Source organism: Streptomyces sp. NRRL F-5727, assembly GCF_000719555.1.
Taxonomy (GTDB): domain Bacteria; phylum Actinomycetota; class Actinomycetes; order Streptomycetales; family Streptomycetaceae; genus Streptomyces.
The window spans coordinates 282,489-297,317 of the sequence record NZ_JOGX01000001.1 but is presented as its reverse complement, the minus strand read 5'-3'; the positions used below and the strand labels follow the sequence as shown (position 1 = coordinate 297,317).

Annotated in this window: 12 protein-coding genes; 5 read left to right on the top strand and 7 right to left on the bottom strand. The window is 72.7% G+C overall.

The window, feature by feature from the left end; all coding sequences use genetic code 11:
- Window positions 1–171 precede the first annotated feature (171 nt).
- Window positions 172–1,371: a S8 family peptidase gene (locus IF73_RS0101400; protein ID WP_031002486.1), complete on the top strand. Its 1,200-nt coding sequence runs from the start codon at window positions 172–174 to the stop codon at window positions 1,369–1,371.
- A 128-nt stretch (window positions 1,372–1,499) separates the two neighbouring features.
- Here the strand turns inward: IF73_RS0101400 and IF73_RS0101395 are convergent, their stop codons facing one another.
- Together IF73_RS0101395 and IF73_RS0101390 are read right to left on the bottom strand one after the other, a co-directional pair.
- The gene (locus IF73_RS0101395; protein ID WP_031002484.1) at window positions 1,500–2,900 is read right to left on the bottom strand and encodes a chloride channel protein; all 1,401 of its coding nucleotides are present in this window, start codon (window positions 2,898–2,900) and stop codon (window positions 1,500–1,502) included.
- A gap of 34 nt (window positions 2,901–2,934) precedes the next feature.
- On the bottom strand, window positions 2,935–3,507 hold the full coding sequence (locus IF73_RS0101390; RefSeq protein ID WP_031002482.1) for a potassium channel family protein: 573 nt from the start codon (window positions 3,505–3,507) through the stop codon (window positions 2,935–2,937).
- Between the two features lie 1,031 nt (window positions 3,508–4,538).
- Between IF73_RS0101390 and IF73_RS0101380 the strand changes: the two genes are divergently transcribed.
- Both IF73_RS0101380 and IF73_RS0101375 read left to right on the top strand, forming a co-directional pair.
- Window positions 4,539–5,576, top strand: coding sequence for a permease (locus IF73_RS0101380; RefSeq protein WP_031002480.1), 1,038 nt, complete (start codon window positions 4,539–4,541; stop codon window positions 5,574–5,576).
- Window positions 5,573–6,403, top strand: coding sequence for a TIGR03943 family putative permease subunit (locus IF73_RS0101375; RefSeq protein ID WP_051716467.1), 831 nt, complete (start codon window positions 5,573–5,575; stop codon window positions 6,401–6,403). Before IF73_RS0101380 ends, IF73_RS0101375 begins: the two co-directional genes overlap by 4 nt.
- A gap of 64 nt (window positions 6,404–6,467) precedes the next feature.
- Here IF73_RS0101375 and IF73_RS0101370 read toward each other — a convergent pair whose 3' ends face one another.
- The 5 genes from IF73_RS0101370 to IF73_RS0101350 all read right to left on the bottom strand — a co-directional run bounded on the left by IF73_RS0101370 (window position 6,468) and on the right by IF73_RS0101350 (window position 11,318).
- Window positions 6,468–7,202 carry a class I SAM-dependent methyltransferase gene (locus IF73_RS0101370; RefSeq protein ID WP_051716466.1) on the bottom strand — a complete coding sequence of 245 codons (735 nt, stop codon included), beginning with the start codon at window positions 7,200–7,202 and terminating at the stop codon, window positions 6,468–6,470.
- Window positions 7,203–7,927: 725 nt separating this feature from the next.
- On the bottom strand, window positions 7,928–8,098 hold the full coding sequence (locus IF73_RS0101365) for a hypothetical protein (RefSeq protein WP_158821894.1): 171 nt from the start codon (window positions 8,096–8,098) through the stop codon (window positions 7,928–7,930).
- A 184-nt stretch (window positions 8,099–8,282) separates the two neighbouring features.
- A complete protein-coding gene (locus IF73_RS0101360) occupies window positions 8,283–9,467 on the bottom strand; it encodes a lanthionine synthetase C family protein (protein ID WP_031002471.1) in 1,185 nt (394 codons plus the stop codon).
- 4 nt (window positions 9,468–9,471) lie between these two features.
- Complete coding sequence (locus IF73_RS37360) at window positions 9,472–11,034, bottom strand: protein kinase domain-containing protein (RefSeq protein ID WP_031002469.1); 1,563 nt, start codon at window positions 11,032–11,034, stop codon at window positions 9,472–9,474.
- A gap of 59 nt (window positions 11,035–11,093) precedes the next feature.
- Complete coding sequence (locus IF73_RS0101350; RefSeq protein ID WP_031002467.1) at window positions 11,094–11,318, bottom strand: hypothetical protein; 225 nt, start codon at window positions 11,316–11,318, stop codon at window positions 11,094–11,096.
- A 509-nt stretch (window positions 11,319–11,827) separates the two neighbouring features.
- Here IF73_RS0101350 and IF73_RS0101345 point away from each other — a divergent pair.
- Window positions 11,828–12,082: a hypothetical protein gene (locus IF73_RS0101345; RefSeq protein ID WP_031002465.1), complete on the top strand. Its 255-nt coding sequence runs from the start codon at window positions 11,828–11,830 to the stop codon at window positions 12,080–12,082.
- A gap of 285 nt (window positions 12,083–12,367) precedes the next feature.
- Window positions 12,368–14,764 (top strand): SpoIIE family protein phosphatase, encoded by a 2,397-nt coding sequence (locus tag IF73_RS37355; protein ID WP_078867890.1) that lies wholly within the window; start codon window positions 12,368–12,370, stop codon window positions 14,762–14,764.
- Window positions 14,765–14,829 lie beyond the last annotated feature (65 nt).

The following is a 14,829-nucleotide window of genomic DNA, read 5'->3' as shown; positions in this document are numbered from 1 at the left end:
GAGTCGGCGGGGTGGCGTGTGCGAGGTGGAGGCGATGCGGAGGGCTTATTAAGAAACCTTGTTGAATAACGGCTTACCTCCGGTCGCTCTTGATTTGCTCCTGTCAACCTGCACAGGGTTCTCTCGAACGTTTGACGCCCCACACGTCAACACGAGGAGAGATCCCCCTTCATGGCAACTCACAAGCGATCCCACGGTCTTCGCAACGCGGCCATAGCCACAGGTGTGGCAGGTGCCGCCGCCGCGGCGCTGTTCGCCGGCAACCTCGCCGGGGCCGCCGCCCCGGCCGAGGGGACCGTGTACGGGCTCGGCGCCCCGGGCGCCGTCGACGGCAGCTTCGTCGTCATCCTCGACGCATCCGCGAACAAGGCGGAGCTCGCGAAGAAGTACGGCGGAACCCTCCAGCGCGCCTACGGCTCGGAGGTCAACGGCTTCTCGGCTTCGGGTCTGACCGTCCAGGAGGCCAAGCGGCTCGCCGCCGACCCGGCCGTCGACACGGTCGTGCAGAACAAGCGGTTCAGCATCAAGGAGACGCAGGAGAAGCCCCCGTCCTGGGGTCTGGACCGGATCGACCAGACCGGGACGGCCGGCGACGAGAAGTACACGTACCCGGACGGCGGGGGAGAGGGCGTCACCGCGTACGTCATCGACACCGGCGTCCGGATCTCGCACCAGGACTTCGGCGGCCGGGCCACGCACGGCTTCGACGCCGTCGACAACGACGACTCGGCCGACGACGGCAACGGCCACGGCACCCACGTCGCGGGCACCATCGCGGGCACCTCCCACGGTGTGGCCAAGAAGGCCAAGATCGTCGCCGTGCGGGTGCTCGACGACAGCGGCTCCGGCACCACCGAACAGGTCGTGGCGGGCATCGACTGGGTGACGCAGAACCACGCCGGCCCCTCGGTCGCGAACATGAGCCTCGGCGGCGGCGCCGACGAGGCGCTCGACGCGGCGGTCCAGCGCGCCATCGCCTCCGGCGTGACCTTCGCGGTCGCCGCCGGGAACGAGTCCTCCGACGCCGGTCAGGGCTCGCCGGCACGGGTGCCCGAGGCGATCACCGTGGCCTCCAGCACCAAGGACGACGAGCAGTCGGACTTCTCGAACTTCGGTGCGGTGGTGGACCTGTACGCCCCCGGCTCGGAGATCACGTCCCCCTGGAACGACAGCGACACCGGCGTCAAGACGATCTCCGGCACGTCCATGGCCACGCCGCACGTGGCGGGGGCCGCGGCCCTCTATCTGGCGGCCAACCCCTCGGCGACGCCCGCCGACACGGCCGCCGCGCTGACCGGGGGAGCCACACCGGACGCCATCAAGAACGCCTCCTCCGGCACGGCGAACAAGCTCCTGAAGGTGGCGCCGTAAGCGCACACGAGTAGCAGAGGCGAATGGCCCCCACGGCGTGGGGGCCATTCCCGTTCCGGCCGGGAATCCGGTGCCGCACGGTCCCCGCCGCGGCCCCGGCCGCGCAGGTGGCCGACCGGCTGCGGCTGTCACCCCTGGACGGCGCCCCGGCCCCGTACGGCCCCGTCGCCCGCGTCCTTGTCCCCGGGCGCTCGGCGGCGCATCGCCGGCAGGCGGGCCGGGAGCAGCTCGCCGACGACGAAGGCGGTCACGGCACCCAGGATCACCACCGGGATCGTCTCGGCGTTTCCGAGCACCAGGACCACGAGGGCGACGCTGCTGACCGGCAGCCGCAGGGCGGCCGCCGAGGCGGCGGCCATGCCCGCGGCGACGGCGGGGATGACCCCGAGGCCGGGCAGCGGCGCGAGCAGCACGCCCGCCGCCGCCCCGAGGAAGAGCACCGGGAACACCAGGCCGCCGCGGAGGCTGCCCAGGCAGAGGGCGTACGCGGCGGACTTGAACAGCACGACGGCCAGGAGCGCGCCCACGCCCCAGGCGTGCGGGTCCTCGGCGAGTGCGGCCAGGGTGGCCTGTCCCGACGAGGCCACGTCGACGGGGGTGCGCCCCGTGACGACCGTGTAGAGGGCGGCGCAGCCTCCGGCGGCGACGGCGCAGATCACCGTCCGGACGAAGGGGGAGGCGGCCACGAAGCCGGCGACCAGCCGGCCACTCAGGATCACCAGGTGCACCAGCGCGCCGATCCCCGCCGCGAGCACGATCGACCAGACCACGTCCCCGGTGTCCAGGCGCGGGGGAGCGGTGGGGAAGTGAAGGGAGAGGCTGCCCGTCTCCAGGCCCGTCCAGCGGCCGAAGCCCGTGAACACCACGGCTCCGACGCCGCTCGAGAGCAGGGCGGGAAGCATGATGACGAACAGCTGGGGACCGCCGACGCCCGCCACCTCGATCAGGAGGATCGCGGCGATGAGCGGGTTGCCGAAGATGGCGGCGATGGCCGCCGCCGCGCCCGCCGCGCCGAGCAGGGCGGTGCTCTGCGGGGTGGCCGGGGCGCGGACGAGACTCCGGAAGAGCAGGGCCAGACCGCCGCCGAGCGCGATCAGGGGCGCCTCGGGGCCGAGGGCGGCGCCGAGCGGGAGGCTGGCGAACGCCGCGATGATCACCCCGGGCACGGCGGCGGCGGAGGGCTGGTCGGCGTGCAGGCCGTACGCCGGGACGTGACCGCCGGCGCCGGGCAGACGCGTCACCACCAGCCCCACGACGAGGCCGGCCACGGCAAGCAGGGGCAGCGGCCACCAGGCCGGCGGGGTGTCCCAGCCCAGTGCCTGCGGCAGGTCCGCCCACATCACGTGTTCGAGCTCGTGCAGACCGGCGAGGAACCAGAAGGCGGCCAGGGAGATCGGGACGCCGATGAGCGCGCTGAACACCAGCACCTTGCGGTAGGCGGGGTTCCGCAGGAGGTCCCGCAATCGGTCGGCCTCCGCGGAGTCGACGGGCTCTTCGGAGGGGGCCTGGCCGGCGTGCGACGCCGTCATGGATTCCGTCCTTCCGGACCTGGGGGCAGAGAGGTCATGGTTCGGGCTCCTCCGGTGCCGCGGAGGACTGGCGTCGTTCCAGGCCGATCCGGACGGCTCCGACGATGGCCTTCGCGATCACACCCACGAGGACGAGGTCGGCCACCATCTGGCCCGTGGTCAGCACCCGGGCCGTCGGCGAGACCGGCACGATGTCACCGAAACCGACGGTGGCGAAGACGGTCACCGTGAAGTACAGGGCGTCGTTCCTGCTGAGCGGTTCGGAGAAGGCGGGCTCCGCCTGTCCTCGCGCGTAGAGGTAGTAGGTTGCCGAGAAGAGCAGCAGAAACAGCGGGACCGCGGTGGACAGGGCTTCCACGGCCCGCAGCCGCGGGTAGGGCGAACCGACGATGCTGACGGCCTGCAGGGCGAGCAGCGCGCCGATCCCCAGGATCCCCAGGACCAGCACCGTGCCCGTGTGCCCGTCGAAGTCCCTGTCCAGGGGCAGCAGGAAGTACGCCGCGGTGGCCGCCGTCACCACGACCGCCGAACGCAGGAGGGGCAGGAGCAGCCGAACGCGCCGGGGACGGGTCCGCCGGCCCCGATGGCCCTCCCGCGGTGCGCTCATGGGGACGACGGCTCCTTCCCGGCGCGGAGCCCCGCTACGGGCCCGGCCACGGCGAGCGCCGGCGACACCGACCGGGGCTGGGCGTCCATACGGATCTCCTGCAGAACAACGGTCCGCGGGTGGCCGCGAGCGGCGGAGCACCCGCCGCCCGTCCAGCAAAGGCCCTCCCGCCGGGTCTCGCGACCGGAGCGCCGCCCCCTGCCCTCGTCCGGCGGTGCCCGCGCCCCGGAGTTCGCGCTGGGGATCCCGCCGGTGGCGCCGGTGGGCGGTGCGCCGAGGAGTTCCGCCATACGGGGGTACGGGGGGCACGGGCAGCCCGCCATCCGCTCCTCGCACCACCCCGTCAGGGCCGGCGCACCCCGCCGATGCCCTGGAAGTCGGCCTGCTGGGCGATCGCCCGCCGGTCCGGGTCTTCGAACGCCCGCTCGACCGCCTGCCCCAGCAGGGTCAGCTCGGCGCGCACCGGCGGGTGTTGCCCCGGCGGAAGGGCCTCGAGCAGCCCTTCGGGCATGGTGCAGTGGGTGGAGGTACCGGCGGGCCACCCGCCCTACCGCGCCGTCCTCGACGTGGCTCCGGGCGAGCGCCGCGACGGACAGCGGCTACAGCGTGAAGAACGAGATCATCCGGGCGTACGGCCTGCGATGAAGCCATGACCGAACCGGGCGCGGGTGCGCGGAGGGGGCGATCCCCCTCCGCGCACCCGTTGCGAGCTGGTCTTCGTGTGCCACCTGGGTACCTCGGACGTCCGCGTGCGGTCCCGCGGTCCCCCTCGCGGGCCCGCGGGATCCGCACGCGGACGAGAGCGACCCTAAACGCTCATGGCATCCATTTTCAATGGGTGGTCCAGAGGTCGGCTCGCGCCCGTTGGGAAGCCGGCGTGCGCCTGCCCGCGACCATGGGGGGGCGGCCTGAAGCCGGCGTAGATGAACATGGTTATCGTCGGCTATGGTGTGCCCGCCCGTGCCGGGTGACCTCCGGAACGGGCTCGACCGTTCCGCCGAACACGGCGGACCAGAGCGAGGGGGCGCGGCATGGCCGAGGTCTCGGCGACGGCATCACCACCACAGCACCTCGGGCCTCCGGGCGGCGGTATCGGCGCGGAGAAGCCGCTCAGGCGGAACGGCACGGTCGGTTCCGTGCTGGTCTGGGCCGTGGTGGTCGCGGTGCTCGCCGGGCCGTGGCTGGAGCGGCTGTTCGACCTCGCGGCGTTCGGGGCCTGGCGTACGTTGCTCGTCGCCATCGTCGTCCAGGGCGTGCCGTTTCTGCTTCTCGGTACCGTCGTCTCGGCGGCCATCGGAGCCTTCGTCCCCGCCCGGGTCTTCGCCAAGGCGCTGCCCCGCAACCCGGTGCTCGCGGTGCCGGTCGCCGGTGCCGCCGGGGTCGTGCTGCCGGGGTGTGAGTGCGCCTCGGTGCCGGTCGCGAGCAGCCTGATGCGGCGGGGCGTGGCCCCCGCGGCGGCCCTGACCTTCCTGCTCGCCGCACCCGCGGTCAACCCGGTGGTGCTCGTCTCGACGGCCATCGCGTTCCCCGGCAGTCCGGAGATGGTGGCCGCGCGTCTGGCCGCCTCGCTGGTCACCGCGGTCGTCATGGGCTGGCTCTGGATCAGGCTGGGGCGCGAGGAGTGGCTGCGGCTGCCGACGGGGCACGCGGAGCAGGCGCCGGGCGCGGGCCGATGGGGTGCGTTCCGGCGTGGGCTGCAGCACGACTTCCTGCACGCGGGCGGATTCCTCGTGGTCGGCGCCATGGCCGCGGCGACCTTCAACGTCCTCGTACCGCCCTCCGTCCTGGAGGCGTTCTCCGATTCGCCGTGGCTGGGCGTCCTCGTGGCGGCGACGCTCGCCGTGCTCCTGTCGGTGTGCTCGGAGGCGGACGCCTTCGTCGCGGCCTCGTTCACCGGCTTCTCGCCCACCGCCCGCCTCGCGTTCATGGTCGTCGGGCCCATGGTCGACATGAAGCTGATCGCCCTGCAGTCGGGGGCCTTCGGGCGGGCGTTCGCGTGGCGCTTCTGCGCCGGCACGTTCGTCGTGGCCGTCCTGTGCTGCGTACTCGTCGGAGGCGTACTCCTGTGACCGGACTTCCCCCCACCCGCGCGCGACAACCGCGCCCGCTGGGCGAACTCGCCCTGCCCCTCCTGCTGGTGCTGACCGGTGCGAGCCTGCTGCGCGCCACCGTCGGCAGCGACATGTACCTCCGGTACGTGAAGGAAGGGCTGCGGCCCTACCTCGTCGCCTCCGGCATCCTGCTGGTCCTCCTCGGCCTCGCGGGTATCGGTGCCGAAGCGGCGCGACGCCTGCGACAGCCGGTTCTGCGGCGTGACGCCTCAGGCCGCCGACACTGGCACGATCCCGCGGACGACCACACCGCGGGGCACGACGGGCACGGGCACGACCACGGCGGTGCCACGCGCGTCGCCTGGCTCCTCGCCGTACCTGCCCTCACCCTCCTCTTCGTCGCCCCGCCGGCGCTCGGCTCCTACACGGCCTCGCGGGACGGCGCGGCGGCGCGCGTCGAGCAGACCGCCTACGAGGAACTGGCCGACGCGCCGACCACCCCGATGGCTCTGGAGGAGTTCATCGGACGCTCCGTGTACGACTCGATGAGCCTGCGCGGCCGCAAGATCCGGCTGCTCGGATTCGTCACCGCCGGCAAGAGCCCGGACACCTGGTACCTCAACCGCCTGAAGCTCAACTGCTGCGCCGGTGACGCGAGGACGTTGCGCGTGGAGATCCACGGCGTGAAGGCACCGGGCAACGACACCTGGGTCGAGGTCACCGGTGTCTGGCGGGCCGCTGACGTCACCGCCGAGCACCCCGTCCCGATCATGGACGCCGGAGCCCTCAAGCCTGTGGCCCCGCCACGCAACCCCTACGAGGACGCACCACCCAAGGACAGCTGACTCCGCGGGCCCGCTCGGCGAGCAGCTCCGCGAAGCCGTCGTGGGCGGCGGCCGCCGCCCACCATCACGCGCTGCGACCTCCCTGCGGTACGCGAGCACCGCCGATCCGTCGACCCGGGCGGCGTGCCGCGTACAGCCGGTACGACAGCGGACGGTCGGCCTGCGGGGAGTCGATCGTCGCGACGGTCTCCATGATGAGGCCGTGGTCGACGAGGAGCTCCTCCCACAACCGTGGCTCGAGGACCCACATGTGCATCCGGTGCTCCGTGCTTGTGCCGGGGAGCCGCTGGGTCTCGGGGCGGGCGGTGACGGTGTCGGAGGGGCCGTCGCCGTGGGAGTTGGTGTGCAGGGCGCTGAACACGAGCCGGCCGCCGGGCGTGAGGCCGTCGGCCAGCGAGGGCAGGAGGCGGTGCGGATCGATGAAGGGGACGCCGCTGACGGAGTAGACCAGGTCGTAGGGGTCGGCCTCCCGCAGGTGGTCGACCGCGTCCGCGCACACGAGGCGCAGGCCGGGCGTGTCGGGGTAGCGGGCGAGGGCGCGCTGGTGCTGGGTGGGGGAGGCGTCGACGGCGGTGACGGCGGCGCCGCGGGCGGCCAGGTGTGCGGCGTGCCGGCCGACTCCGGCTCCCAGGTCGAGAACGCGCAGGCCGGCGACATCGCCGAGTACATCGATGCCGGGCCCGGCCTGCGGGATGTCCCAGGCCCAGTCGTCCAGCTCCGGCAGGTCGAACGAGCGGCCGAGCTGATGACGGCCGTAGAGGGTCCAGATCTCGCCGATGTGCTTCTCGACGTCCAGCACGGGGTACTTCCTTCCGTTCGCGGGGCGGGTGATTAGGGGCGCAGGGCGTGGCAGCGCAGGACGCCGAGGTCGGCGGTCCGTACGACGGACCAGCCGGTCGTGAGGAGTCCGGCCTCCGCCGGCGAGATGCCGAGTCCGAGGAGGGCCGGGTCGGTGGTCGTGCGGCGGCCGGCGATCTCGGTGACGACCCAGAAGGCACCTCCGGGCGCGAGGAGGCGGCGCCTCCGCCCTCGCCTTCGCTCGCCTGTGTGGTGCTGTCCACGGTCAAGCTGTCCCCCTGTCTCGTGGGCGGGGTGGGTTCGCGAGGCTCAACGAGCCAGCCGGAGTATCGAACGTGTGTATTTCGGTCGAGCGTCGAACCCCGGGATGGTGCGGGCGGAGGAGTGTGGAGAATGCATCGACCCGCTTCCCGCAACAGGATTGCGGAGAAGGGGGGTTGGCCGAAACGCCGACGGAGCTGCTGCGGGTGTCGCGACTTCGCACCGGCTCACAGAGCGCTGACTTCCCCTGGCGCCGTTCCCCTTCGCCGGCGCCGGCGTGCTCGTCGCCCACAGCTGGGCGGCAGCGTCCCTCCCCGGCCGTCACGGAGACGGCCCGTGTCGATCACTGACTCCGACATCTCGGACGCTCCATGCCTGCCGGGAGCGCTCCCCGGACGAGGCCGGACACTGCCCGAGCCCCGGAGCCCGGCGTGAGCTCGCGGTAGGGACCAGCGTCGATCCCCGTCAGGTCTCCGTGGTCTCGCCGACGCCGGCCCACGTCGCGTACGGCCGGGTGCCGGCCCCGCCGCAGAAGGACGAGCCGGAGCACTGCCACCTGGACAGCGGATACGCCTTCGCCACGCTCCGCATGAGGTGGACCGCGAACGGCGCCCGCTCCGGCCGGGTCGAGGTCATCGACCCCATGTCCCCGGCCACGACACGTGGTTCAGGACCGAGCGCACCGCGGGTGCCGGCCGGCCGGGGGCACGCGGCCCGACAGCGGCCGGGCCGGGGAGGAGTCGCCCCTGCTACCACCGAGGCTGTCGAGGCGTGCCATGGTCGCGGGGTTCGGCGGGCCTCCGCGGCGCCCGCCGCGCCCTCACAGATCCACGAAGGCGCGTTCGCCGGGGGCGACCAGCCGGGACAGGAACATGCCGATGCCCGCCGAGCCGGTCGCGTAGTCGTGGGCGATTCGGTTCAGCCAACGGCCAGGGAACGCGATCCCGCCCTCCTCCTCGACCCGGAACCACAGGACGGTCCTGGCGATGGCACTGGCCCTGTCCCGGTACACCTCGTCACCGGTGCAGCGGTACATGTCCAGCATGAACTCGCCGATCCCCGCCAGGCCCTCGAACAGACCGGGCGCGTAGGAGTACGTGACGAAGGTGTCGTCAGCCACCCGCCGGGCGAGTTCGCCGTACCGCTCGTCGCCGAGCAGCTGGTGGAACCGGACCAGCACACTGCCGACCCCCGCGCCTCCGTGGATCCAGTACGGGTACACCACGGGGTCGCCCTCGACCCGCTGCCACTGCAGGCCGAGGCTGCTCTCGCTCGCACGGCCCAGGTCGAACTCCAGACCCCGTACGGCGTACGAACGGAAGCGCTCCTCACCGGTCGCAAGATGCAGGTGGAGGAGGAAGAGGGCGATGCCGCTCGCCCCGTAGCCGTACCCGTAATGGACGAGACCGTCGAGAGACGACCGCCACGAGCAGGTGTCGCCCTCGCGCTCGGCCGTTCTGAGCAGGTGCTCGCCCGCCTGCACGGCACGGTCGAGATGGAGCTGCCGCCCGGTCCGCGCGTGGAAGCGCAGCGAGGCGAGTCCCCATCCGGCGACGCCGAGGAACACGCTCGGATCGTCGTAGAGCAGGGGCGAGGAGCGCAGCAGGGTCATCACGGCCTCGCCCCGCTCCTCCCAGCCCAGGTCGTGGAAGGCCCATGCGATGCCGGCCAAGCCGACGTACAACCCCGGCGGGTAGGTGTCGTTGTCCAGTGGCCGGCCCAGCATCCAGGCCGCCACCTCGGGCGGCAGCCCGGCCGCCGGCGCCGCCCCGCCGCGCATCCTCGAACCGAGCAGGAGCGCGGGCCCGCAGGCGCCGTAGGCCACGCTCAGGGGGTTGGTCGCGAAGACCGTGTAGTCGGCGGGCCAGAGGCGGTCGGTGCGCCGCTCGTCGAAGGTACGGAGCAGCAGGCCGGCGATCCCGTCGACGGTGCGCCGGACCTCCGCTTCAGGGCAGGCCGGGACACCGTCCCCGGAGCCGCGCCTCTCGGTCACCAGGGGCGTCATGGCGTCATCCGTCCTTCCAGTCGGCCAGGACTCTCTTCGCCTCGTCGACCCGGGCGGCGGCCAGATACGACACGACGGACCTCACCTGCGGGGGGACGCCGAGGGCGACGAGTTCGTCGAGGAAGAGGTCCTTCGCCGCGGGGTTGAGGCCGAAGAACGCGGTGGCGGGCACGACGGTGCTGTAGAGGAGCATGGCCGCGGCGTACCAGTCGTCGCAGGGGAGGAGCCGGCTGCGCGAGGAGCGGTCCGGGTGAAGGAAGCCGGGCGTGCCCCAGCGGGTCCCGTAGGACAGCATCGCCGCCTCGTCGTCCTCGTGGACGGCGCTCTCGAAGTCGATGAACCGCATCCGCAGCGTGTCGGCGTCGATCAGGACGTTGTTCGGCGAGAGGTCGCCGAGGACCACACCGCGGGCGTGCACCTCTTCGACCATGGGGACCAGGCGGCCGGCGACCTCCCGGAACAGGGGCACGAACCGGTCCACCCTTCCCTCCCGTCGGATGTACGGGGCGAGGATGACCTCGTCGCGCGCCCAGAAGTCGTGGAAAGCGACACCCTCCAGCCGTTCCTCCACCAGGAACGTGTGTTCCCATTCCCGGAACAGGTCCACCGCCCGGGGGACGGAGTCCAGGCCCTCCAGCCGGCGCAGTACCTCGTACTCGTGGCGCAGCATGTCGACCGCGTCGACCGTGCGGTCTCCGCTCTGCCAGCAGTTGGTGAGCCGCCGGGCCTCCTTCACGACGACCCGATGCCCGGTGAGCCGGTCGGTGCCGTGATAGACGCCACCGGCGTTGGAGAAGGCGAGGGCGCCCTCGACGAGATAGCGGTCGTGGAGGAGTGTGCCGTCGGATTCCGTGCCGGACCGCGCCGCGGCCGCGGACGCCGGTCGCTCCGCCGGCTCCTCGGCGAAGGGGTCGCGGACCCAGGGCGGCAGCCGGAAGAGGGGCAGCCGTTCGTCGGCCACGTACGAGCCGTCAGGCGCCACCAGAAACGTGCTCTGCGTGCCGTCGATGTTGAGTCGCCGTGGCGGCCGGAAGCCCCCGTACCGGTAGAACAGCACCCTGCTGTCCCGGTAGCGGCGGTCGGAGAGGATGTACGGCCCCTCGACGGCTTCGTCGGCCGTGCGCTGGTACAGGGTCTCGATCAGCTCGGCGAAGACGTGCTCGTCGGGTGGGTACAGCGTCATGAACTTGCCGGAGAAGCCACGTTGCTGTGTCTTCGAGTTGAGCACGGCCAGCATCCCCGGGTCTGCGGCGGCCTTGAACTCGACGCGGTACGACACGCACACGGGGACCACGAGCTCGAGCAGGCGGACGGCGTGCACGGGGGCGGAGGAGACATGGATCTTGAAGCCCTGGGTGGGCGGCGGAGCCGACCGCCCGCTGGATCCCGGCGCCCTCCGCGCGTGCAGCCAGACGTCCCCGCGCTCCAGAACCCAGGCGTCCGGCAGCAGCCGGCACAGCGCGTCGCGGTACTCAGGGGTGATGGCTCTGCGGGACAGAGGCTCGTAATGCCGGGGATCGGCGAGGCCGAAGAGGTGGTGGGCAGCCAGGGCCGCCTGGCGGTCCACGGGCGCTCATCCGCCGGGGCCCCGCGAGGGGCCCCGGCGGTCTCGTGATCCTTCCGCGGTCACATCTGCACCGTTCCGCCGCCGCCACCGCCGCATGCCACGCTGTACGTGCTGCAGCCGATCGACTGGGTGCTGTGGAAACCTGCGACGGCGGGCGTGGCAGCACCTCCCTCGGGCTGCATACCCTGCAGCCCCAGCACACGGTCGACGTCGGCGGAGGCCCGGTCCAGGCTCGCCTTGACCTCGTTCAGCGAGGTGGACCTCGCCTTGCCCTGCTTGGCCATGAGTTCCTCCTGTCTCCTGGCGGACGTGCTGCCAGGAAACGGCCGGTCATCGTGCGCTGCCAGCCCGCAAGGCACCCACCAGCCCTTCCTGACGGCTTCGCCACCTGGCCTGACCTGGGAGGACTCCGCTGTGTGCCCCCGCCGCGGGCCTGGTCCGAACGGGTTGTCGGTCCGAGCTTCGGTGAAGACACGGGGAGACCGCGTCGGCCGGCCAAGGGTTTCGCCCCTGCCGGTTGTCCGGAGGTTCGGGGCGCCTGCCCGAGGGAAGCGGCAGGGGCCGCGGCCGGCCCGGGGGCAGCCCCCGGAACCGGCTCCGGCCCCCCGAACCGGCTCCGGCCCCCGGAACCGGTTCCGCCCTCGTTGTCAGACCCGTCCCGTAGAACGGGACTCGTCGCAGTCGAGCCGTGAACCAGGACTCCTTTCCGTGCCGACGGGTAGGCGACGGCAAGACCGAATTCCCGGGACGACCTCGACGCCGTCCTCCGCCGAACTGAGGAGATCGCCCCGCCATGAGTACGACCCTCACGCCACGCCGCGCCCCGTCCTTCGGAGACGGGATCGCCGACGCGGTCCTGGACGCCGTGTACGAGACGCAGCGGCTGTACGGGCACGGCGCGTTCGGTGTTCCCTGCCCCACCTGCGGAGTGCCGGCCGGGACGCTGTGCCTGGCCCGTCGCAGCGTGCACGCCGAGCGGCGCGGGGCGTACCGGCAGGCCCTGGAGGGCCGCACGCTCGTCCCGCTGCTCGTAGCGGCCGGCCGCTGACATGGTGCGGCCCGGTGGTGGTACATGGCCTTGACCGGTGGGCACCACGGACGTCGACCACGACGGCTACCCCAGCCGGGCGGACCACCGGACGCCCGGCGTGCGCGTCATCGAGGCGTGCGGGCTCGGCAGGCAAGACGACCACCGGGCGGCGTCCGGGACCGTGCGCGTGCCGTATGTGACGCAGGAACCGCACGCGCCCCGTCCCCCGGAGCGCCATCGGGCCGGGTCGCGGGCCGGACCGAGTGCGCTGCGGTCGCGATCGCAGGGAAGGATGATGGGGGCATGGAAGGGCTACCGTTCATTCCTCCCGCCGAGGTGGACGGAGGCGAGGGCCTCGGCCCGCCCCCGGCCGGCTTCGCCCTGCTCTCCGCGGACGGAGTGCTCGTCGGGTGGAGCCGTGAGGCGGAGGCCCTACTGGGGTATGCGGCTTCGGAGGTGCTGGGGCGCCGGGCGCTGGACCTGGTAGCACCCTCACAAGCCGATCGCGGCAGATCGGAGAAACCGGGGCCGGGCCAGCGGCTGCGGCTCGGCGGGACGCGCAGTGCCGTCGTGGACGTGCGCCACCGCAGCGGGGAAACCGTCCGGGTGGCGGTGACCCTGCACCCCCTCACCCCTGCCTCCGACGGGCTCTCTTCCCGTCAGGCCCCCTCCGCCGTCCTCATGGCGGCTGAGCTGGAGGGCCTGCGCTGGTGGGAGACCCGACTGGCGATGCTGCAGGGGCTCGTGACCCAGTCGCCGGTGACACTGACCATCTACGGTCCCGGCGCGCGCCTCCTGTGGGCCAACGCGTCCAGTGTCCGGGAACTCGGCGGCGACCTCACGGCGTCGCTCGGCCGCTCCATGACCGAACTCTTTCCCGGTGACGTCCTCACCGCCCAGCACATGGCGCCCCCGGAGGAATTCGTCCAGCAGATCCTCGAGACCGGTGAGCCGGTCATCGACGTGCATTTCCGAGGGCGCTCCCCGGCCGACCCGCGGCGCGAGCACGTCTGGTCCTCCTCCTATTTCCGGCTGCTGGACGGCCGGGGAGAACCGGTGGGCGTGTGCGAACAGTCCATCGACGTCACCGACCACTACCGTGCGCGGCAGCGCCTCGCGCTCCTCGCCGAGGCGGGCGCGAGGATCGGGTCGACGCTCGACCCGTCCGGAGCGGCGGCGGAGCTCGCCGAGGTCGCCGTGCCGCAGTACGCCGACGCCGTGCTCGTCGACGTGGCGGCAGAAGTGCTCGAGGGAGAGGAACCGAAGCCGGTCACGGCAGGGGACCTCGTACGCGTGGCGGATTCCGGCGGGGGGCCTTCCCGCGTGGGCGCGGGGGTCTCGTACGCCGCCGGATCACCGCAGGCCGAGAGCCTGGCCAGGGGCGGGTCGACCGCGGACGCCGTGGTCGCGCCGACACGGCTGTACGTCCCGCTGATCGTGCGGGGGACGCCCCTGGGCCTCGTCACCTTCACGCGGGGCGAGGGCTCCGAACCCTTCGACGACGGCGATCGGTCCGTGGCCGAGGAACTGGCGTCGCGGACCGCCGTGTGCATCGACAACGCCCGGCGGTACCGCCGGGAGCGTACCGCCGCGCTCGTGCTCCAGCGCAGCCTGTTGCCGCGATCGCTCCCCGAGCTGAGCGCGGTCGAGGCGGCGAGCCGCTACCTGCCGGCCGACAGCCACCTCGGCGCCGGCGGCGACTGGTTCGACGTGATTCCCCTGTCAGGGGCACGCGTCGGACTCGTCGTGGGGGACGTGGTCGGCCACGGCCTGGGGGCCGCCGCCACCATGGGGCGACTGCGCGCGATGGTGCGTACCCTGGCCGAGCTGGACCTCGCGCCCGACGAACTCCTGGCCCGGCTGAACGATCAGGTCGGCAAGGACGGGTCGGAGCAGAACGGGAGAATCGCGGACCGCGGTGGCGCCGTCGGAGCGACGTGCGTCTACGGGATCTACGATCCGGCTTCCCGGACGAGCACCTGGGCGGCGGCGGGACACCTGCCGCCGGCCGTGCTGCAGCCGCACGGCCCCGTCAGCTTCCTTCGTCTGCCGCCGGGGCCTCCTCTGGGCGTGGGACGGCTTCCGTACGAGGCCGCGGAAGTGGAGCTCGCCGAGGGAAGCCTGGTCGTCCTGTTCACCGACGGCCTCGTGGAGGCCCGGGGAAAGGGCACCGACGTGGGGTTGGACCGGTTGGCGGCCGTACTCGGCGAGCAGCGAGGATCGTCGCCCGATCGCCTGTGCGCCCAGATCGTCGCGGAGCTGGCATCGGGCCAGGCACAGGACGACGCGACGCTCCTCGTGGTGCGCACCCGTGCGCTGGGGGCACGGCAGGTGGCGACCTGGGAGCTGCCCTCGGACCCCGCCCTCGTGGCACACGCGCGTGCCACGGCCGCGGAACAGCTTGGGCGGTGGGGACTGGACGATCTGGTCTTCACCACGGAACTGGTGGTCAGCGAGCTGGTCACCAACGCGATCCGCCATGCCTCCGGACCGATCGGCCTGCGGTTGATCCGGGACCGTTCCCTCATCTGCGAGGTCTCCGACTCGCAGCACACCTCACCCCATGCCCGTTACGCGGGCAACGACGAGGAGGGCGGACGTGGACTGTTCATGGTCGCCCAGCTCACCGAGCACTGGGGGACGCGCTACATGCCGGACGGGAAGACGATCTGGGCGGAACAGGCCCTGCCCGTGGCGTGACGGCCTTGCGACACCGCCGGACCCGGTGGACGGTCGGCTCGGGGCCCGAGCGGCGTGGGGGTGAA